The following is a 19,771-nucleotide window of genomic DNA, read 5'->3' on the forward strand; positions in this document are numbered from 1 at the left end:
GCTGTTTATCAAGCATAAATGAATACAGGCGCGCCGTATCACGTTGCCGGGGCCGCTATTTCTGTGAAAAAATGAGCTTATTTAACGCCGGATAAAAATAAGGCGTATCTCACACTTTTATCCGGCTAATGCCAGGGAATATTAATAATTAACCTATGGCGTTAAAAATAGTGTTAACCATTATCCGGCTGACTGGTTACTTTTTTTAATCATCGGTTGTTTATCATGCTAAATTCAAGCTGTTCATGTCGCTGGGAAAAACGGCGCGCCCGGCAAACCGCGGGAAAGTGCAATAAAAGATCGATAAGGCGGGGCGCGGGAAGGGAAATAAAAAGCGTTAAAGCTGATAAATAAACAGGCGGCACGCGGCCGCCTGAGAAAATTTTATTTATCCCAAGGGGGTTATTCGCCCGGGTACTCCATCGCCACGCGTGACGTCAGCTTGGTGATCAGCTCATAGGCGCTGATGCCGGTGGCCGCGGCCACGCGCTCGACCGGCAACACGTCACCCCAGAGGATGGCGTCATCCCCGACCCGATCCTGCGCACCGGGGCCGAGATCCACGGAGATCATGTCCATCGACACCCGGCCGACAATCGGCACTTCACGGCCGTTGATCCACACCGGCGTGCCGGTGGGGGCGCTGCGCGGGTAGCCGTCACCGTAGCCGATGGCGATCACGCCGAGGCGGGTGTCGCGTTCACTCTGCCAGATGCCGTTATAGCCCACCGGCTCCCCTGCCCGGTGTTCACGCACCGCGATCAGGCTGGCTTTCAGGGTCATCGCCGGCTGGAAGCCGTGATCCGTGGCCTGCCCCTGCGCCAGCGGCGATACGCCGTAGAGCACAATGCCGGGGCGCACCCAGTGGCGGTGCGCGTCGGCCCACAGCAGGATGCCGCCGGACGCGGCAATCGACTGCTCGCCCGGTTTGCCCTGGGCGAAGCGGTCGAAACAGGCGAGCTGGTCCAGCGTGGTGCGCTTTTCCGGCTCATCGGCGCTGCTGAAGTGGCTCATGATGTTGACCGGCTGGCTGACGTTGGCGCAGGCGCAGAGGCGGCGGTAGAAGGCTTCCGCCTCTTCCGGGCGCACGCCGAGCCGGTGCATGCCGCTGTCGAGCTTCATCCAGACTTTTACCGGCCGCGGCAGATCGGCCTGCTCCAGCGCCTGAAGCTGCTCCTCGCTGTGCACGGCGGTGTCGATGTTATTCGCCACCAGCACCGGCAGATCGTCCGCGCTGAAGAAGCCCTCCAGCAGCAGGATCGGTTTTACGATGCCGCCGGAACGCAGGGTCAGCGCCTCGCCGATGCGCGCCACGCCGTAGCAGTCGGCATCTTGCAGGGTGTGCGCCGTCTCCAGCAGCCCGTGGCCGTAGGCGTTGGCCTTGACCACGGCGACCAGATGGCTTTGCGGGGCCAGCCGGCGCACCTGTTGCAGGTTATGGCGCAGGGCGCGGCGGTCGATCACCGCGGTTGCCGCTTTCATGTTTCGTCCTTATCCGGGGTAAACCGTGAGTGGGGTAAACCGTTATTCGTCGTCGTATTGCGGGCCGGCGTAGTTGTCAAAGCGTGACCACTGGCCGTTAAAGGTCAGCCGCACCGAGCCAATCGGGCCGTTACGCTGTTTCCCGATGATGATCTCCGCGATGCCCTTCAGGTCACTGTTTTCGTGGTAGACCTCGTCGCGGTAGATGAACATGATCAGGTCAGCATCCTGCTCGATGGAGCCGGACTCACGCAGGTCGGAGTTGACCGGGCGCTTGTCGGCGCGCTGCTCCAGAGAGCGGTTGAGCTGCGACAGCGCCACCACCGGCACCTGCAACTCTTTCGCCAGCGCTTTGAGGGAGCGGGAGATCTCGGCGATCTCCAGCGTACGGTTGTCCGAGAGCGACGGCACGCGCATCAGCTGGAGGTAGTCGATCATGATCATGCTCAGGCCGCCATGCTCGCGGAATACGCGCCGGGCGCGCGAGCGCACCTCGGTCGGCGTCAGGCCGGAGGAGTCATCGATGTACATGTTGCGCTTCTCCAGCAGGATGCCCATGGTGCTGGAGATGCGCGCCCAGTCCTCATCATCAAGCTGGCCGGTACGAATGCGCGTCTGGTCGACGCGCGACAGCGACGCCAGCATACGCATCATCAGCTGCTCGCCGGGCATCTCCAGGCTGAAGATCAGCACCGGTTTCTCCTGGAGCATCGCGGCGTTTTCGCACAGGTTCATGGCGAAGGTGGTTTTCCCCATTGACGGGCGCGCCGCTACGATAATCAGGTCAGATTTCTGCAACCCGGCGGTTTTCTTGTTGAGATCCTGGTAGCCGGTGTCCACGCCGGTGACGCCGTCGTGCGGGGTCTGGTAAAGCGACTCAATGCGCGACACCGTGGCTTCCAGGATCTGGTCGATGCTTTTCGGCCCTTCATCCTTGTTGGCGCGGTTTTCGGCGATCTGGAACACGCGTGACTCGGCGAGATCGAGCAGGTCTTCGCTGCTGCGGCCCTGCGGGTCGTAGCCTGCGTCGGCGATCTCATTCGCCACGGAGATCATCTCACGCACCACCGCCCGCTCACGCACGATGTCGGCATAGGCGGAGATGTTGGCGGCGCTCGGCGTGTTTTTAGACAGCTCCGCCAGATAGGCGAAGCCGCCCACCGAGTCCAGATCGCCGCGCTGCTCCAACGACTCCGAGAGCGTGATCAGGTCGATCGGCTTGCTCATCTCCAGCAGGCGCTGCATCTCGGTGAAGATCAGGCGGTGCGGGCGGCTGAAGAAGTCGTTGGCCGCAACGCGTTCTGATACGTTGTCCCAGCGTTCGTTGTCCAGCATCAGCCCGCCCAGCACGGACTGCTCCGCTTCCAGCGAATGCGGCGGGAGTTTCAGCCCTTCCATCTGGCGGTCTCGGGTTTCGGTCGGTTTGCTGAAGGGTTTTTTTGCTGACATGGGTAGCTATGTTTCCTGGGGTAAAAAGGCTCCTGCCTGTGAGGAGGGCTGCGGCGGGCGCAGCGGAAATTCGACGCGTCAGTATACTCAATTCTGTTCACGCTTTCCGTACTATCCCTCAGCAGTGCGATGAAAAGCGTGGGTGGCAAGGCGGCGCGCTTTGGCGTAGCGTGAAAGGAAACCCAAACGGAGATGAGCGACATGGCTAAACGCATTCAGTTTTCCGCCACCGGCGGCCCGGACGTGCTGGAGTATGTGGATTTCACCCCGGCGGACCCCGCTGACCGGGAAGTCCAGGTGGAGAACCGGGCTATCGGCATCAACTACATCGACACCTATGTGCGCAGCGGCCTCTACGCCCCGGCCTCCCTGCCCTCCGGGCTGGGCACCGAGGCGGCGGGCGTGGTGACCAAAGTCGGCCGTGACGTCAGCCACCTGAAGCCGGGCGACCGGGTGGTTTACGCCCAGGCTGCGCTGGGTGCCTACAGCGAGGTGCACAATGTCCCGGCGGACAAGGCCGTGCCGCTGCCGCAGGGGATCAGTTTCGAGCTGGCGGCGGCGTCGTTCCTGAAAGGGCTGACGGTCTACTACCTGCTGCGCAAAACCCATGAGGTGCAGCCGGGGGAAGTGTTCCTGTTCCATGCGGCAGCGGGCGGCGTGGGGCTGATTGCCTGCCAGTGGGCGAAAGCGCTGGGCGCGAAGCTGATCGGCACCGCAGGCAGTGATGAGAAAGCGGAACGGGCAAAACAGGCCGGTGCCTGGGCGGTGATCAACTCTCAGCGTGAGGATATCGCCGCGCGCGTGGCGGAGCTGACGCAGGGCGAAAAAGTGGGTGTGGTGTTTGATTCGGTGGGGAAAGCGACCTGGCTCGACTCCCTCAACAGCCTGAAGCGCCGCGGCCTGATGGTGAGCTTCGGCAACGCCTCCGGCCCGGTGACCGGCGTCGATCTCGGCATCCTGAACCAGAAAGGCTCGCTGTTCGTGACCCGCCCGTCGCTCAATGGCTATGTCACGAATTATGAGGAGCTGCTCAGCGCCAGCCGCGAACTGTTCGCGATGCTGGCCAGCGGGGCGATCCAGGTGTCAGTGCCGGAGAGCCAGAAGTTCCCGCTCTCCGCGGCGCAGCGCGCCCATGAACTGCTGCAAAGCCGCGGAACACAAGGCTCCAGCCTGCTGATCCCGGGGCGCTGATCCCCGCCCCAGAAACGCAAAGAGGGCTTCCGAAGAAGCCCTCTGATGCTATCGCGTAACGATAAACGCCTTCACGATAATTCATACACTGTAATGGTAGGGTCACAGCGGCAAACCCGGTGGACGGTGTCACTTGGGTGACTATTGTCTGCCCGTCGGGCTGGATGAATCCGTTATTGCAGGCCGTGGCATAGCCGGCAATGGAAAGCTGGAAATATCCTAACAGCCCGCTTTGTTAAAAAATATGCATAATTTCCTAAAACCCCGGGAAATCTGCCGGGTTGTGATCACTGCCGCAGAATGACCCTGGGCCGCCGCAGAGTTTTTCACCATCCTGTTACCTGAACGCCGATTTATTACCCTGAAATGTAACGTTATTTTTTAACCAGCCGCAAGGCGCTGTAACAGGTTCCATTAATATCGGCGCAGTTTTGGCTTCTGCATCGCCCGGTAAATCCACACGATCACCACCGCCAGCAGCAGCCACGGTAACAACTTTATAACCATTGTGAACAAGCCGCCGACCATCATAAACAGCGTGGCCACCAGCAGCGCCGCCACAATACCGATCAGCGAAATCCCGGTGAACATCAGCATGGCAAAGAAGCCGATAACAAAGAAAAGCTCAATCATGGCAAGGCTCCCGTAATAAAAGGTCTTACCCGGTTATTACAAGATCTGTGCCAGGTTTTTATACCACTAACCTGTTGATAAATAAAAAAACACCCGCAGCGGTCAGCGGCGGGTATTGGCAGAAAACACGAAAAAATGGCGGAATTTGCTACAGTGCGCCGTGCGGGGCGATCACGCACTGCAGGGCGCGTTCCACGACCCCGACATCCGCCCCGGCTTTGTGGGCATTTTCGCTCAGGTAACGCCGCCACTGGCGTGCGCCCGGGATGCCCTGGAACAGGCCAAGGATATGGCGGGTAATGTGGCCCAGATAGGTGCCGCGCGCCAGCTCCGCTTCAATGTACGGGTAGAGCGCGCGCACCACGTCCACCCCGGCGCGTACTTCGTCATCACTGCCGAAAATCTCGCGGTCAACCTGCAACAGGATGCCGGGGTTCTGGTAGGCTTCGCGGCCCATCATTACGCCGTCGAGATGGGTGAGGTGCGCTTTCGCGTCTTCCAGCGTTTTCACCCCGCCGTTGATCGCCACCGTCAGGTGCGGGAAATCCTGTTTCAGCTGGTAGACGCGCGGGTAGTCCAGCGGCGGGATTTCGCGGTTCTCTTTCGGGCTGAGGCCGGAGAGCCAGGCTTTGCGCGCGTGGATAGTGAACACCTCACACTCGCCGCGCCCAGAGACCGTGTCGATAAAGTCACACAGGAAGGCGTAGCTGTCCTGATCGTCAATGCCGATGCGGGTTTTGACCGTCACCGGGATCGACACCACGTCGCGCATCGCTTTGATGCAGTCCGCCACCAGCCCGGCCTGCCCCATCAGGCAGGCACCGAACATGCCGTTCTGGACCCGGTCAGAGGGGCAGCCGACGTTCAGGTTCACCTCATCGTAACCGCGTTCTTCCGCCAGCCTGGCGCAGTGCGCCAGCGCGGCCGGGTCACTGCCGCCCAGTTGCAGCGCCACCGGGTGCTCCTCTTCGCTGTATGCCAGGTAGTCCCCTTTGCCGTGGATGATGGCACCGGTGGTCACCATTTCGGTATAGAGCAGCGTCTGGCGGCTCAGCAAACGGTGAAAATAGCGGCAGTGGCGATCGGTCCAGTCGAGCATCGGCGCCACAGAAAAGGTATGAGCCGGGCGGGTAGCCGGGGCGGTGTGTGAAGTTGTCATAACGGGATTGGGCAGTTCCGGAAGGTCAAAAGGTCACCTGTCAGCAACAGGCACAACGGTGCGGCGCAACGCCGCAGGCAAGCCCCTATTGTACAGCGATTGGTGCATTTTAACAGCACAGGGGCGATCGGCGCTCAGGGTCGGCGATTGACGCTAAACGTGCTAAAATCCCCTTCTTCTTTTGTGCCGGGACTATTGCCATGAACTCTTCCCTCCAGGACTCCCTCAATCAGGAAAAGCTCCTTGCTCAGGCTGAGCAGTTGTGCCAACAGCGTAATGTGCGCCTGACCCCCCAGCGGCTGGAAGTGCTGCGCCTGATGGCGCTTCAGCCCGGCGCAATCAGTGCCTATGATCTGCTGGATCTGCTGCGGCAATCGGAGCCGCAGGCCAAGCCGCCCACGGTCTACCGCGCGCTGGATTTCCTCCTGGAACAGGGGTTTATCCACCGCGTGGAGTCTGCCAACAGCTATGTGCTTTGCCACCATTTCGAAGAGCCGACGCACGCCTCGGCGATGTTCATCTGTGACCGTTGCGGCCAGGTGACCGAGAAAACCACTGAAGGGATTGAAGAGATCCTGGCGAAGCTGGCGCAAACCGCCGGTTTCAGCCTGCGCCACAGCGTCGTGGAAGCGCACGGGCTGTGCGCGCCCTGCAAAGAGGTGGAAGCCTGTGACGATCAGCACGCCTGTGAACATGACCACAGCATCGCGATCAAGAAACGCTAGGGATTTGCAGGAAAAAAAGGATTTTGAGGAAAGGAAAACGCTTTTTAAGAAAAGGTGTTCAGTGGGGAAGCGCGTACAGGTAAGAAAAGGGTACATCCTTGTACCATCCTATCCGCTTCTTCGCTTTTCAGGGTAGGAGCAGCCGAAGAGCCCCTGGATGCTTTACTTCTGGCCTGCCCCCGCGTGAGTGGCATCACGCCTGGGAGGGAGCGGGCCGGAACAGGGGGGGCGACAGCTATCGCGACACGTTACACCCTGTTTTTATCGCAGCACTACCATTTGTAGTTGTTGCTGTCTTCCCAGGTTTTCACCTCTTTTTCAGCAGCCTCTTTGCCGTAGCCGTAGCGCTCCTGAATTTTACCGACCAGCTGATCGCGTTTACCTTCGATGACCGTCATGTCGTCATCCGTCAGCTTGCCCCATTGCTCTTTCACGGTGCCTTTAAACTGCTTCCAGTTACCGCCGGCTTGATCTTTATTCATCGTAATCTCCTTATCTCTTTCAGATGAGGCGTTATGGAACTCACTCCATCGCCCGTTACAGATAGTCGCGGCAGGGAACCTGTGTGACGGGTTCAGAATTCATCCTTCACAGAACCCGCAGGTGCCAGTGTCAGCCCGGTATATCCGGCTGTTTCTGCGCCTGCCGTAGGAATAACTATAGTAGGTCGTGCGGATTATGGGGCCGTTTCCAGTCAGATTAACCTTAAAACCGCCGGGTCTGCGGGCGAAGCGGCGGTAAAAACGCAGGCAAAACAGCCGGTAACGGAGAGTGATAATAACTGTCAGCAGATGTAAACCGATATGTCCGCCGGCCGCTCCCCCCGGCGCGGCACCGGAGGGAAAAGCAGGGGTCAATGCGGGGCTGAGGCGGCGGAAAACCAGCTGTCCTGCTGCCAGTGGCGGTGCCACATCCAGCCCAGCGCCGCCCCGCGCAGTACCAGAAACAGCGTCAGCGCCAGCCATAATGCATGGTTGCCGAGCCACGGCAGCGTCAGCAGGGTCAGGCCGTAACCGGCGGCGGCCACCGCCATACTGTTACGCATCTCCCGGCCGCGCGTCGCGCCGACAAACATGCCGTCCAGCAGATAGCACCAGACCCCGGCCAGCGGCAGGATCACCTGCCAGCCCAGATAGTGTTCCGCCAGCTGGCGCAACGCGGGCAGTGACGTCAGCGCAAAGACAATCTGCATGCCGAACAGCGCATAGGCGGCGGCAAACCCCAGTGCCACGATCCCCGCCTGCCGGCAGGCGGCGTACCACACCGCGAGCAGCCGCGCCCGGTTGCGCGCGCCAAAGGCCTGGCCGGAGTGGGCCTCCACCGCATAGGCGAAGCCATCCAGCGCGTAGGCGGTGAAGGTCAGCAGGTTCATCAGCAGCGCATTGACCGCCACCGTTTCACTGCCGAGCCGCGCGCCGAGAATGGTCAGGGAGGCGAAGCAGAGCTGCAACAGCAGCGAGCGCAACATGATGTCGCGGTTCAGCGCCAGCAGCCGCCGCAGGTCACCCTGCCAGCCACGCGCCAGCAGCGGCCAGCCGATGCCGCGCCGCTGCATCACCCGCCATACCAGCCACAGCCCCAGCAGCAGCGTGGCGTATTCGGCGGTGACGGTGGCCCACGCCGCGCCGCTGACGTTCCAGTGCAGCCCTACCACCAGCCAGAGGTCGAGCACGATGTTCAGCAGGTTGCCGACAATCAGCAGAATCACCGGCGCGCGCACATACTGCACGCCAAGCAGCCAGCCGAGGATCACCATATTCGCCAGCGCCGCGGGCGCGCTGAGCCAGCGGATTTCAAGGAAAATCCGCGCCTGCGCCAGCACCGCCTCATGCCCGCCCACCATCTTCAGCGCCAGCGCGATCAGCGGCCCGCGCAGCAGCAGAATCGCCACGCCCGCCAGCAGGGCCAGCAGCAGGGGCTGCATAAAGGCACGCGCCAGCCGCGGCGCATCCTGGGCGCCGAACGCCTGCGCGGCCAGGCCGGTGGTGCTCATGCGCAGGAACAGCAGCAGCATAAACAGGAAGCTGGTCACCATTGCGCCCACGGCCACCCCGCCCAGGTAGTCCGGGCTGTCGAGGTGGCCGATCACGGCGGTATCCACCAGCCCCAGCAACGGCACGGTGATATTGGAGAAGATCATCGGCAGCGCCAGCCGCCAGAGCGCCCGGTCAGTGTGCCCAAAAAAGGCGGCAAGGCTCAGTTGCATCAGAATGGCTCCCTTAAATCATGCCCCATGCGCAACGGCATGGGCGAAAAACGCCCCCGCTGTGCCCCGGCGCAGCAGCGCACGGTACCTGAACAGGGCCGGGTCTCCCCGGCCCACGTGGGGCACAGGCATGACACAGGCTGCACCTGCCCACGATTGCCGGACGCCAGAAACGACATCGCCCCAATAAAGGGGCGATGCGGCACAGCTGGAGGACTGTATAGGCGCGGCCGTTCCGTTAACCGCGCCGTTGACGGATCAGCTCCAGTCGCCGTTGCGGATCACGCCGACGGCCAGCCCTTCAATGGAGAACGTCTGGCGGCGCAGGTCAACCACAATCGGGGAGAACTCTTTGTTTTCCGGCAGCAGATGCACAATGTTGCCCTGCTTTTTCAGGCGCTTGACGGTGACTTCATCATCAATACGCGCGACCACCACCTGGCCGTTGCGCGCATCCTGGGTTTTATGCACCGCGAGCAGGTCGCCGTCCAGAATCCCGATCTCTTTCATCGACATGCCGCTGACGCGCAGCAGGAAGTCGGCGTTCGGCTTGAACATCGCCGGGTCGATCTGGTAGTGGCTCTCAATGTGCTGCTGGGCCAGCAGCGGCTCACCGGCGGCCACGCGGCCGATCAGCGGCAGGCCGTCTTCCTCTTCCATCAGCAGGCGGATGCCGCGTGAGGCGCCGGAAACGATCTCAATCACCCCTTTGCGCGCCAGCGCCTTGAGGTGCTCTTCGGCCGCGTTCGGTGAGCGGAACCCCAGACGCTGCGCGATTTCAGCACGCGTCGGCGGCATACCCGTCTGAGAAATATGGTCGCGAATAAGGTCATAGACCTCTTGCTGTCTGGCTGTTAGTGCTTTCATCCCGCCCCCTGGTTGTTTATACAGTCTTGCTGGGAGTATATACAGCTAACACGCACTTGAAAACCGCACAGGCAAGAAAAAGCCCTGTTATGGCGCGATTTACCCGGTTTGCAGGCGGAATTTGAGTAAAACATCGCAACTCAGAACAATCGGGGCAGCAGTACCATTGCCCAGACGAAAAGTGTCAGTATGATAGCCAGCGCAACGGCCGCTGACCCGAGATCCTTGGCGCGGCCGGAGAGCGGGTGAAGTTCCGGCCCGATGCGGTCAACGATGGCTTCAATGGCGCTGTTGATAATTTCAACAATAAGGATAAGCAGCAGTGAACCTATCATCAGAATGCGTTCAACGGTGCTCACATCCAGCCAGAAAGCCAGTAACATAGCCGGGATGACCATGATGGCTTCCTGCCGGAACGCGGCTTCATTTTTCCAGGCTGCCGCGATGCCCTTTACGGAGTAACCGGCTGCTTTATAAATGCGGATCAACCCGGTCGTCTGATTTGCCATATTTTTTGCACCTTAGGATGAATTAACAACATTTTAGCGGGAATTCCCCTGCCCGGCACGAAAGATCTCCACCCGGCTTTCTGCTATCCTTGCGGCGCATTGCTACTATGAGGCTTCACATTTTTATGTCAGGTTGGCGCAAACTTTATTACTCCCTTTTAAACTTACCGCTGAAATTATTGGTAAGAAGCAAGGTGATCCCTGCCGATCCGGTCACGGAGTTCCGCCTGGACCCGACCCGGCCGATATTGTACGTATTACCTTATGATTCAGACGCCGACCTGCTGACCTTGCGTCAGCAGTGTCTGGCGCAGAACCTGCCCGATCCGTTGATCCCGCTGGAGATTGACGGCCACCTGCTGCCGAGCCATGTCTTTATCGGCCAGGGGCCGCGGTTCTTCCGCTACTACACGCCGCAGCACGAGTCGGTGAAACTGTTCCACGACTATCTCGACCTGCACCGCAGCAACCCGACGCTCGACATCCAGATGCTGCCGGTGTCGGTGATGTTCGGCCGCTCGCCGGGGCGTGAAGGCGACGGGCAGATGATGCCACACCTGCGGCTGCTCAACGGCATCCAAAAATTCTTCGCCGTGATCTGGCTGGGGCGTGACAGCTTTGTGCGCTTCTCCAATACCGTGTCACTGCGCTATATGGCCACCGAGCACGGCACGGACAAGACCATCGCGCAGAAGCTGGCGCGCGTCGCGCGGATGCACTTTGCCCGCCAGCGGCTGGCCGCTGTCGGCCCGCGCCTGCCCGCCCGTCAGGATCTGTTCAATAAGCTGCTCGCCTCCAAGGCGATTGAAAAAGCGGTAGAGGATGAGGCGCGCAGCAAGAAGATCTCCCATGACAAGGCGCAGCAGAACGCTATCGCGCTGATGGAAGAGATCGCCGCGGACTTCTCCTACGAAACGGTGCGCCTCTCTGACCGCGTCCTGAGCTGGACGTGGAACCGCCTCTACCAGGGCATCAACGTCAGCAACGCCGAGCGCGTGCGCCAGCTGGCGCAGGACGGCCAGGAGATTGTTTATGTGCCGTGCCACCGCAGCCACATGGACTACCTGCTGCTCTCCTACGTGCTCTACCACCAGGGGCTGGTGCCGCCGCACATCGCGGCCGGGATCAACCTGAACTTCTGGCCCGCCGGGCCGATCTTCCGCCGCCTGGGGGCGTTCTTCATCCGCCGTACCTTCAAAGGCAACAAACTCTACTCCACGGTGTTCCGCGAATACCTGGGCGAGCTGTTTACCCGCGGCTACTCGGTGGAGTACTTCGTGGAGGGCGGGCGCTCCCGCACCGGCCGCCTGCTGGAGCCGAAAACCGGCACCCTGTCGATGACCATCCAGGCGATGCTGCGCGGCGGCACCCGCCCCATCACCCTGGTGCCGATCTACATCGGCTATGAGCATGTGATGGAAGTGGGCACCTACGCCAAAGAGTTGCGCGGCGCGACCAAAGAGAAAGAGAGCCTGTTGCAGATGCTGCGCGGCCTGCGCAAACTGCGCAACCTGGGCGAAGGCTATGTGAACTTCGGCGAACCGCTGCCGCTGACCACCTACCTGAACCAGCATGTTCCGGCCTGGCGTGACGCCATCGACCCGATTGAGGCGCAGCGCCCAAGCTGGCTGACGCCGACGGTGCAGGATCTAGCGGACAAAATTATGGTGCGCATCAACAATGCGGCCGCCGCCAACGCCATGAACCTCTGCTCCACCGCCCTGCTCGCCTCGCGCCAGCGCTCGCTGACCCGCGAGCAGCTGCTGGAGCAGCTGGAGTGCTACCTGCAGCTGATGCGCAACGTGCCCTATGCCGGGGATGTGACGGTACCGGACCAGACCCCGGCCCAGTTGCTGGACCACGCGCTGAAGATGAACAAGTTCCAGGTAGAGAAGGACAACATCGGTGACATCATCATCCTGCCGCGTGAGCAGGCGGTGCTGATGACCTACTACCGTAACAACATCCACCACCTGCTGGTGCTGCCGTCCCTGATTGCCAGCATCGTGATGCACCACCGCCGCGTCAGCCGTGCGGAGCTGCTGCGCCAGATTGGCCTGATCTACCCGATGGTGAAGGCAGAGCTGTTCCTGCATATCACCAAAGAGGGATTGCCGGCGGTGCTCGACACCCTGTGTGACGAACTGGCGCGCCAGCACCTGATCATCACCGACAATGACGAGCTGGCGATCAACCCGGTCCGCATCCGCCCGCTGCAACTGTTGGCCGCGGGGGTGCGCGAGACGCTGCAACGCTATGCCATCACCCTCTCCCTGCTCAGCGCCAACCCCAGCATCAGCCGGGGCGCGCTGGAGAAAGAGAGCCGCATCATGGCGCAGCGCCTCTCGGTGCTGCACGGCATCAATGCGCCGGAGTTCTTCGACAAGGCGGTCTTCTCGACGCTGGTCGGGACGCTGCGCGCCGAGGGCTACATCAATGATGTGGGTGACGCCATCCAGGAGCATACGCTGGCGGTGTACAACATGCTGAGCGACCTGATGACGCCGGAAGTGCGCCTGACGATTGAGAGCGTGATGACCCCGGCCGACGCGCTGCTGGCCACGGCAGAGGGCCAGGCCGCCGTGGAAAAAGAGGCGGAGTGATGCCTGCCCGGCAGGTAACGGGTCACCAATAACAGAAAGCAAAAAGGGCACTGCCGATGCAGTGCCCTTTTTTTATGGGCGTTTTCAGGAGCGCCCGCCGGTTCAGGTTTGTGCGGCGATTCGTGCCCGCAGAAAGCACAGCGCCGTTCCGGCCGTCAGCCGCTGAACGGCGGGTAGCTCGCCAGGATGCCGAGGAACAGCACCATCCCCACCGCATTATTGTTCAGGAAGGCGCGGAAGCAGTGCTCACGCTGGCGGTCGGCAATCATCCTCTGCTGGCGGACAAACAGCACCCCGGCCAGCAGCAGCCCGCCGTAGTAGACCGCGCCGAGCTGCATCAGCTGGCCCACGGCCAGCATCAGCCCCAGCGTCGCCAGTTGCAGCAGGCCGATAATCAGCTTGTCCTGCGCGCCGAACAGGATGGCGGTGGATTTAATGCCGATCTTCAGGTCATCATCACGGTCGACCATCGCGTATTGGGTGTCGTAGGCCACTGTCCAGCAGAGGTTGGCGATAAACAGCAGCCAGCAGGTCAGCGGCAGGCTTTCGCCCACGGCAGAAAAGGCCATCGGGATCGCCCAGCCAAACGCCGCGCCCAGCACCACCTGCGGCAGGTGGGTCACCCGCTTCATAAACGGGTACGTCCAGGCCAGCGCCAGCGCCACCAGCGACAGGGCGATGGTCATCAGGTTCAGCGTCAGCACCAGCCCGAAGGAGACCAGCACCAGCCCGATAAACAGCGCCTTGGCCTGCCCGGAGGAAATCTGCCCGCTCGGCAGCGGCCGCCCGGCGGTACGTTTGACGTGGCCGTCAAATTTGCGGTCTGCGTAGTCATTCACCACGCAACCGGCGGCGCGCATGAAAAACACCCCCAGCACAAACACCAGCAGCAGCTTCAGCGGCGGCACGCCCCCGGAGGCCAGCCACAGCGCCCAGAGGGTCGGCCACAGCAGCAGCAGGGAACCAATCGGTTTATCAATGCGCATCAGGCGGCAATACGCCCGCCATTTGCTCTGCGTTACAGTTGCCTCCACCTTATCTCCCCTCCTGGTGTGTTGGCTGCGGCGCACCGTACACCGGTGCCTCCGCAAGAAATAGTTCAGTCAGCAGCAGCGGCTTGCCCGAGAGCCGCAGGCGCGAACGCCGCACCCAGCAGGCTTCGCCGCCTGCGCCCTCGTTTGCCAGCCCAAAATGGATATAGTCCCGCGTCAGTGCTGCGCCGCCGAACAGGTAGCGCCCCAGCGGCACGGTGCCGAGGTCCACCAGCGCGCGGTCCGGGCCGGTGAGCGTCTCCTCCGGGATCAGCGTGCGCCCCAGCAGCCAGGGCACGCCGTCCCCCAGCAGCACAATCTCGCGCAGCCAGTAGCGTGGGCTGTCCGGCAGGGCGTCCGCCTCTTCCGGCCGCAGCGCCGCCCGCGGGACAAACCCCTCGCGCACCGGCTGCACCGTCACTTCCCGGCAGTGCTGTTCGAAACGCCGGGTCATGGAGCCGATTTCGCCCAGCCAGTCGGCAATGTGCGGCGGCACCGGCTCACCCGGGGCGAGCCAGTGCAAAGAAGCAGGAATCAGGAGCGCGTCAGGCATGGGGGTCCGTTTCAAACAGGCTTGGGAAATCACAGGGCGCTATTGTAACGCAGAAAAGCATTAGGGGAATGGGTGTGTTAACAAGCTACTAACCTGGCGGCAATACCTGACGGCACAGCCTGAGGGGGAAGGAAAGCGCGCCGTCACGAAAAAAGGTGCGCCGGAGCGCACCAATCATCCAGCCATAACCGGCGGCGTGGGGAGTTACCCCTTGCCTTTCACGCTGCCGATAAATGTTTGACGCGCGGTTTTGGAACCGAGGCGTTCCGCTTCATCCAGCAGTTTGAGGGCCTTATCAATCTCGCCGGCTTTTACCGCCTTGGTGATGGCCTGATTAAAGTAGCTTTCGGTGTCATTCAGCATCGGCTCGGCCGGTTTCGCCGGGGCAGGTGCCGGGGCCGGGGCGGCCGGGCGTGGGGCGGTATTGCCGACCACTACCGGAGCCGGGGCGGGGGCGGTAAAGGCCTGGCCAATCATGATATTGCCGGACTGCTGCTCCGCGCTGATTTTGATCTTCAGGGTGCCGCTGTCGCTGTGGCGCGCCACCGGATCCGGGATCGCAGGCACCGCATTGCCGACACCCGCCGCATAGGCTTTGGCCGGGTCAACCATCTGGGTGGTGCGCGCCAGATCCTGGCGGGTGGTGTAGACCAGCATGTAGATCTGTTTCTGGCCCAGCGCCGGGGTCAGTTTCAGCGTGCCTTCCAGCCGGTCACTGGAGATCACGCCCGGCTGCTGATAAGGGAAATAGCTGCTCGGGTAAAACGCGGCCGGGCGCATCTGCTCGTCCAGCACCAGCACATTCGGCGCATAGACCGAGCGGTTTTCCGCCACGCTGCTCAGCCGGATCTCCAGCGAGCCGCGGTCGGCCGGGAGTGCAAAGGCGGCAACCGCGCCCTGCACGTCGCCCTGGTTGATGCGGCTGCTGCTGCCGTCCAGGGTCAGGGTTTCATTGGCGGGCGGCACCAGCGGCACCCACGGGAGGCGCTGCAAGGTTTCCGCCGGGATCGCCGGGGCAGTGGCGACATCACTGGATACCGCCGGGGAAGGGGAAGAGGTCAGGGAGATGGCGTGTGCCGCCATCGGTGCCAGCGCCCCGATACTCAGGGAGAGGCAGAGGGAAAGCAGTGTTTTTTTCATGATGAAACCCTTTTTGTGGAGCGGGAGCGCCGGCGTCAGGCAGGCAATGCACTGCGCCGGCTAATCTCTGAAACCATCCATAACAGGCTGACCGGCCGCAAACCGGTCATGGCCGCCGGGTATCCCCGGCGGCGCGGGGTCTTACCACCAGATTTCCATCTGCGCACCGAAGGTAACTTCGTCATCATCGCCGCGGCTGAAGGTGGTCAGGTCGGTATCACGCGCCGCAACACCGGCTTCGTCATAGCCCCATTTCTCATCCCATTTGGCGTAGGTGGCAAACACACGGATCGCCGGGCGTGACCAGATGGTGTTACCCGCCTGCCACTGTTGCGCCAGGGTGACTTTGTACTGGCTGTTGCGGTCGCCGGTCTCCTGCGATTTCACGTTGTCGTAACCGACTTCCAGCAGGGTGCTCATGATCGGCGTCCATTTGTACATCGGGCGCACGCCCACGGTGTACCAGGTGGTGCCGTTGTTGTTGTCGCGGTCAACGTCCTGGTACATGGCGACGTACATCAGGTCCCATTTCTCGGCCAGGGTGATGGCACCGTGGTCCAGCACGCGGATCATGTGGCCGTCGTTGTTGACCAGTGCGCCCTGCGAGCGGCCGGCGTTGGCATTGTTGGTGCTCATGCCGTCGGTGGCGTACTGCACCACGAATTTGTTGAAGCCGTCCATGTAGCTCTGGACGTGCTCACCGGTCACCAGGAAGCCGTCTTTGGAGGCGTTGTCATCCAGCGAGTAGCCGTCACGCGCATTGGCGCGGCCGTAGTCGAGGCCGAGTTCCAGCGTACCGCCCGGGTTGACTGCCAGACCGGCCAGGCGGACGTCAAACACGTCGTTGGAGGTCGGCACCTCTTCACGGTCATTGTTGATGTAGCCGATGGAGCCGCCGCTTTCGGTGCTGCGGGTCGCGGCCAGAGAGAGCTTGCCGAAGCCGAGGTCGATATCTTCCAGGCCGGCACCCGGGCCGGAGATGTCCCAGTAGTAGAAGTCGATCATGTGGACGTCATGGCGCTGGTAGAAGCGCTTACCGGCCCAGATGGTGGCACCCGGCAGGGCGTCGATCAGGTTTTTCCCTTTAATGTTGGCTTCACGGAACGCAGGCTCGGTGGCTTCCCAGTCATTCTCCTGGGAGACGGAGTAGGCGACGTTGGTGTCGAAGTAGAAGCTCTTGTCGCCCTCTTTCCACACTTCCTGGCCGAATTTCAGTTCCGCGTAGGTTTCGCACTCGTTACCGAGACGGTATTTACTTTGGGCGCCGGTGGCCTGGAAACATTGCTGCTCGCCGCCGCTGCCGCTCCAGCCGATGCCGGAACGGGCGTAGCCGGTGAAATCCACCGCCGCCGCCTGAGAAGAGATCACACCGGCCGCAACCGCCAGTGCCAGAGGTACAATGCGCAGAGTAGACATCTAAAATCTCCTGTTATGGAATTGCCTGATGGCATGTGCGTGCTTTAAACGCCCGGCTCTTCGTGCAGCCGTTGACAGGCCGAGCCATCCTCACGGAACAGATGACAGCGATGTGGCGGCAGGCCGATAGCGAATGTTGCACCTTCTTCTACCAGCACAACGTCGTTCTGGCGGTAGACCAGGTTCTGACGCAGCGCAGGGATTTGGATATGGATCTGGGTCTCGTTGCCCAGTTGCTCGACGACCTGCACCTCGCCGGAGAGGGTCACCTCTGAGGCGTCACTCGGCAGCAGGTGCTCCGGGCGGATGCCCAGCGAGAGGTTGCTGCCGGGCTGGACGCCCTGCCCGGCTACCGGCAGCCAGACCTGCTGACGGTTCGGCAGTTCGAGCTGTACCCGCTCTGTTTCGGCGGCCAGCGCCTTCACCGGCAGGAAGTTCATTTTCGGCGAGCCGATAAACCCGGCGACAAAGCGGTTGGCCGGGTAGTGGTAGAGCGCCAGCGGTTTGCCCACCTGCGCCACACGCCCGGCGTCCAGCACCACGATCTTGTCGGCCAGGGTCATCGCCTCGACCTGATCGTGGGTGACGTAGATCATGGTGCGCTTCAGGCGCTTGTGCAGGCGGGAGATCTCAATGCGCATCTGCACCCGCAGCGCCGCGTCGAGGTTGGAGAGCGGCTCATCCAGCAGGAAGACATCCGGCTCTGCCACCAGCGTACGGCCGATGGCGACGCGCTGGCGCTGGCCGCCGGAGAGTGCCTTCGGGCGGCGCTCCAGCAGGTGCGCCAGTTGCAGAATTTCAGAGACCTGGTTGACCCGCTGGCCGATCAGGCTCTTTTTGGCCCCGGCCAGTTTCAGGCCGAAGGACATGTTGTCCGCCACCGAGAGGTGGGGATAGAGGGCGTAGGACTGAAACACCATGCCGATGCCGCGCTCTGCGGGCGGCACCTCATTCATGCGCTTTTCACCAATCAGCAGGTTGCCGGAGGTGATCTCCTCCAGCCCGGCAATCATCCGCAACAGCGTGGACTTCCCGCAGCCGGACGGCCCGACAAACACCACAAACTCACCGTCATCGATCTCCAGGTTAATGTCTTTGGAGATCACGGTTTCACCGTAGGCTTTATGTACGTGCTGCAGCGTAACGCCCGCCATGCAAGACTCCTTTCTGCCAAGAATTTATGTGGTGAATTAATTGCTGCTGAGGATGCGCGTTTGTAATCAGCCGGTAATCATCCGTTACAAGGTTTTTCATGGGGGAGGAGCCGGGAGGATGAGAGGAAACAGGCGGGGTACAAAAGTTCCGGCCCAATGCCAAGTTTGTGATCCGGCTTACAAAAACAGCCTGTTGATTCTGTGCCTGATCCCACAGAACCGGCCGGAGTGTTAACTGGATCACAACTCCTTTTGCGGGGGCGTAGAGGGGGGGAGGATGAGCCTGTATCAGATTGTGAACGACTATGACGGCGCTGAAACTCTTTCACCCCGGCCGCGCCAGCTTTCTGGGCTGTCTGCGTCGCTGCCTACTGACACGGATAACAGGACAGGATTATGACTCACACACGTAACAGGTCTGGCTTTACCCGCACGCTGGCCCTCTCTGCGCTGGCCACGCTGGTGCTTTCCGCCCCGGCCCTGGCCAAAATCGAAGAGGGCAAACTGGTCATCTGGATCAACGGTGACAAGGGTTACAACGGGCTGGCCGAGGTGGGCAAACGCTTTGAAAAAGACACCGGCATCAAGGTCACCGTGGAGCACCCGGACAAGCTGGAGGAGAAATACCCGCAGGTCGCGGCTACCGGCGACGGCCCGGACATCATCTTCTGGGCGCATGACCGCTTCGGCGGCTACGCCCAGTCCGGCCTGCTGGCGGAGATCCACCCCTCCCAGGCCACGCAGGACAAGCTGTTCCCCTTCACCTGGGACGCGGTGAAATTTGACGGCAAAGTGATCGGCTACCCGGTGGCGGTGGAAGCGCTGTCGCTGATCTACAACAAAGACCTGATCAAAACCCCGCCGAAAACCTGGGAAGAGATCCCGGCGCTGGACAAAGAACTGCGCGCCAAAGGCAAGAGCGCCATCATGTGGAACCTCCAGGAGCCCTACTTCACCTGGCCGATTATCGCGGCAGACGGCGGCTACGCCTACAAGCTGGAGAACGGCAAATACAACGTGAAAGATGTCGGCGTGAATAACGCCGGGTCACAGGCGGGGCTGCAATTCATCGTCGATCTGGTGAAGAACAAGCACATCAACGCCGACACCGACTTCTCCATCGCGGAAGCCGCCTTTAACAAGGGCGAAACGGCGATGACCATCAACGGCCCGTGGGCGTGGGGCAACATCGAGCAGAGCAAGGTGAACTACGGCGTGGCGGTGCTGCCGACCTTCAAAGGCAAGCCGTCCAAGCCGTTCGTCGGCGTGCTGACCGCCGGGATCAACGCCGCCAGCCCGAACAAAGAGCTGGCGACCGAGTTCCTGGAGAACTACCTGCTGACGGACGAAGGGCTGGCGCAGGTCAACAAAGACAAGCCGCTGGGCGCGGTGGCACTGAAGTCCTATCAGGCGCAACTGGAGAAAGATCCGAAGATTGCCGCCACCATGGAAAACTCCAAAAATGGCGAAATCATGCCGAACATCCCGCAGATGAGCGCCTTCTGGTATGCCGAACGCAGCGCGGTGATCAACGCCGTCTCCGGCCGCCAGAGCGTGAAGCAGGCACTGGATGATGTGCAGGCCCGCATTACCAAGTAATGCCCCGTCCCGCCGCCCGGCCGGGCGGCGGGCGTGCCCTCCCCCCGAATTCTC

17 protein-coding genes are annotated in these 19,771 nt (G+C 61.5%); 4 read left to right on the plus strand and 13 right to left on the minus strand.

The genetic code is table 11. The features are described 5' to 3' along the window. Positions 1-402: 402 nt before the first annotated feature. Together alr and dnaB are read right to left on the minus strand one after the other, a co-directional pair. Entirely contained in the window at positions 403-1,482 is a 1,080-nt protein-coding gene (gene alr, locus CYR32_RS15870; protein WP_101826134.1) for an alanine racemase, read from the minus strand. A 42-nt stretch (positions 1,483-1,524) separates the two neighbouring features. Then, positions 1,525-2,931 (minus strand): replicative DNA helicase, encoded by a 1,407-nt coding sequence (gene dnaB / locus CYR32_RS15875; protein ID WP_101826135.1) that lies wholly within the window; start codon positions 2,929-2,931, stop codon positions 1,525-1,527. 201 nt (positions 2,932-3,132) lie between these two features. On the opposite strand from dnaB, the gene CYR32_RS15880 reads away from it, so the two are divergent. Beyond that, positions 3,133-4,122, plus strand: coding sequence for a quinone oxidoreductase (locus CYR32_RS15880; protein WP_101826169.1), 990 nt, complete (start codon positions 3,133-3,135; stop codon positions 4,120-4,122). 414 nt (positions 4,123-4,536) lie between these two features. Here the strand turns inward: CYR32_RS15880 and pspG are convergent, their stop codons facing one another. Beyond that, positions 4,537-4,755, minus strand: a complete 219-nt coding sequence (gene pspG / locus CYR32_RS15885; RefSeq protein WP_101826136.1) for an envelope stress response protein PspG — start codon at positions 4,753-4,755, stop codon at positions 4,537-4,539. A 148-nt stretch (positions 4,756-4,903) separates the two neighbouring features. Further along, complete coding sequence (gene dusA / locus CYR32_RS15890; RefSeq protein ID WP_101826137.1) at positions 4,904-5,914, minus strand: tRNA dihydrouridine(20/20a) synthase DusA; 1,011 nt, start codon at positions 5,912-5,914, stop codon at positions 4,904-4,906. A 200-nt stretch (positions 5,915-6,114) separates the two neighbouring features. Between dusA and zur the strand changes: the two genes are divergently transcribed. Then, on the plus strand, positions 6,115-6,639 hold the full coding sequence (gene zur / locus CYR32_RS15895) for a zinc uptake transcriptional repressor Zur (protein ID WP_101826138.1): 525 nt from the start codon (positions 6,115-6,117) through the stop codon (positions 6,637-6,639). A gap of 272 nt (positions 6,640-6,911) precedes the next feature. On the opposite strand, the gene CYR32_RS15900 is transcribed toward zur, so the two are convergent. From CYR32_RS15900 to CYR32_RS15915, 4 genes are all read right to left on the minus strand, one after another. Further along, positions 6,912-7,121 carry a CsbD family protein gene (locus CYR32_RS15900; RefSeq protein ID WP_101826139.1) on the minus strand — a complete coding sequence of 70 codons (210 nt, stop codon included), beginning with the start codon at positions 7,119-7,121 and terminating at the stop codon, positions 6,912-6,914. A 371-nt stretch (positions 7,122-7,492) separates the two neighbouring features. After that, complete coding sequence (gene dinF / locus CYR32_RS15905; protein WP_101826140.1) at positions 7,493-8,845, minus strand: MATE family efflux transporter DinF; 1,353 nt, start codon at positions 8,843-8,845, stop codon at positions 7,493-7,495. A gap of 258 nt (positions 8,846-9,103) precedes the next feature. Next, the gene (gene lexA / locus CYR32_RS15910; RefSeq protein ID WP_101826141.1) at positions 9,104-9,712 is read right to left on the minus strand and encodes a transcriptional repressor LexA; all 609 of its coding nucleotides are present in this window, start codon (positions 9,710-9,712) and stop codon (positions 9,104-9,106) included. A 140-nt stretch (positions 9,713-9,852) separates the two neighbouring features. Continuing rightward, a complete protein-coding gene (locus CYR32_RS15915) occupies positions 9,853-10,221 on the minus strand; it encodes a diacylglycerol kinase (RefSeq protein ID WP_101826142.1) in 369 nt (122 codons plus the stop codon). Between the two features lie 125 nt (positions 10,222-10,346). On the opposite strand from CYR32_RS15915, the gene plsB reads away from it, so the two are divergent. After that, positions 10,347-12,824, plus strand: a complete 2,478-nt coding sequence (gene plsB, locus CYR32_RS15920) for a glycerol-3-phosphate 1-O-acyltransferase PlsB (protein ID WP_101826143.1) — start codon at positions 10,347-10,349, stop codon at positions 12,822-12,824. Positions 12,825-12,979: 155 nt separating this feature from the next. On the opposite strand, the gene ubiA is transcribed toward plsB, so the two are convergent. From ubiA to malK, 5 genes are all read right to left on the minus strand, one after another. Next, complete coding sequence (ubiA, locus tag CYR32_RS15925) at positions 12,980-13,858, minus strand: 4-hydroxybenzoate octaprenyltransferase (protein WP_101826144.1); 879 nt, start codon at positions 13,856-13,858, stop codon at positions 12,980-12,982. 1 nt (position 13,859) lies between these two features. Then, on the minus strand, positions 13,860-14,408 hold the full coding sequence (gene ubiC / locus CYR32_RS15930; protein WP_101826145.1) for a chorismate lyase: 549 nt from the start codon (positions 14,406-14,408) through the stop codon (positions 13,860-13,862). A gap of 204 nt (positions 14,409-14,612) precedes the next feature. Continuing rightward, positions 14,613-15,548, minus strand: a complete 936-nt coding sequence (gene malM / locus CYR32_RS15935) for a maltose operon protein MalM (RefSeq protein WP_101826146.1) — start codon at positions 15,546-15,548, stop codon at positions 14,613-14,615. Between the two features lie 141 nt (positions 15,549-15,689). Then, a complete protein-coding gene (locus tag CYR32_RS15940) occupies positions 15,690-16,964 on the minus strand; it encodes a maltoporin (RefSeq protein WP_101826147.1) in 1,275 nt (424 codons plus the stop codon). 44 nt (positions 16,965-17,008) lie between these two features. Beyond that, on the minus strand, positions 17,009-18,118 hold the full coding sequence (gene malK, locus CYR32_RS15945; RefSeq protein ID WP_101826148.1) for a maltose/maltodextrin ABC transporter ATP-binding protein MalK: 1,110 nt from the start codon (positions 18,116-18,118) through the stop codon (positions 17,009-17,011). Positions 18,119-18,514: 396 nt separating this feature from the next. On the opposite strand from malK, the gene malE reads away from it, so the two are divergent. Next, the gene (malE, locus tag CYR32_RS15950) at positions 18,515-19,717 is read left to right on the plus strand and encodes a maltose/maltodextrin ABC transporter substrate-binding protein MalE (protein ID WP_101826149.1); all 1,203 of its coding nucleotides are present in this window, start codon (positions 18,515-18,517) and stop codon (positions 19,715-19,717) included. Positions 19,718-19,771: the final 54 nt, after the last annotated feature.

The organism is Chimaeribacter coloradensis (assembly GCF_002858715.1).
Classification (GTDB): Bacteria; Pseudomonadota; Gammaproteobacteria; order Enterobacterales; family Enterobacteriaceae; genus Chimaeribacter; species Chimaeribacter coloradensis.

Excerpts from the sequence above, each read along its gene's own strand:
- CYR32_RS15915 (WP_101826142.1), bottom strand. The coding sequence starts at position 10,221 with ATGGCAAATCAGACGACCGGGTTGATCCGCATTTATAAAGCAGCCGGT.
- CYR32_RS15940 (WP_101826147.1), bottom strand. The coding sequence starts at position 16,964 with ATGTCTACTCTGCGCATTGTACCTCTGGCACTGGCGGTTGCGGCCGGT.
- pspG (WP_101826136.1), bottom strand. The coding sequence starts at position 4,755 with ATGATTGAGCTTTTCTTTGTTATCGGCTTCTTTGCCATGCTGATGTTC.
- malE (WP_101826149.1), top strand. The coding sequence starts at position 18,515 with ATGACTCACACACGTAACAGGTCTGGCTTTACCCGCACGCTGGCCCTC.
- malK (WP_101826148.1), bottom strand. The coding sequence starts at position 18,118 with ATGGCGGGCGTTACGCTGCAGCACGTACATAAAGCCTACGGTGAAACC.
- dusA (WP_101826137.1), bottom strand. The coding sequence starts at position 5,914 with ATGACAACTTCACACACCGCCCCGGCTACCCGCCCGGCTCATACCTTT.
- ubiC (WP_101826145.1), bottom strand. The coding sequence starts at position 14,408 with ATGCCTGACGCGCTCCTGATTCCTGCTTCTTTGCACTGGCTCGCCCCG.
- plsB (WP_101826143.1), top strand. The coding sequence starts at position 10,347 with ATGTCAGGTTGGCGCAAACTTTATTACTCCCTTTTAAACTTACCGCTG.
- lexA (WP_101826141.1), bottom strand. The coding sequence starts at position 9,712 with ATGAAAGCACTAACAGCCAGACAGCAAGAGGTCTATGACCTTATTCGC.
- zur (WP_101826138.1), top strand. The coding sequence starts at position 6,115 with ATGAACTCTTCCCTCCAGGACTCCCTCAATCAGGAAAAGCTCCTTGCT.
- dinF (WP_101826140.1), bottom strand. The coding sequence starts at position 8,845 with ATGCAACTGAGCCTTGCCGCCTTTTTTGGGCACACTGACCGGGCGCTC.
- CYR32_RS15880 (WP_101826169.1), top strand. The coding sequence starts at position 3,133 with ATGGCTAAACGCATTCAGTTTTCCGCCACCGGCGGCCCGGACGTGCTG.
- dnaB (WP_101826135.1), bottom strand. The coding sequence starts at position 2,931 with ATGTCAGCAAAAAAACCCTTCAGCAAACCGACCGAAACCCGAGACCGC.
- CYR32_RS15900 (WP_101826139.1), bottom strand. The coding sequence starts at position 7,121 with ATGAATAAAGATCAAGCCGGCGGTAACTGGAAGCAGTTTAAAGGCACC.
- malM (WP_101826146.1), bottom strand. The coding sequence starts at position 15,548 with ATGAAAAAAACACTGCTTTCCCTCTGCCTCTCCCTGAGTATCGGGGCG.
- alr (WP_101826134.1), bottom strand. The coding sequence starts at position 1,482 with ATGAAAGCGGCAACCGCGGTGATCGACCGCCGCGCCCTGCGCCATAAC.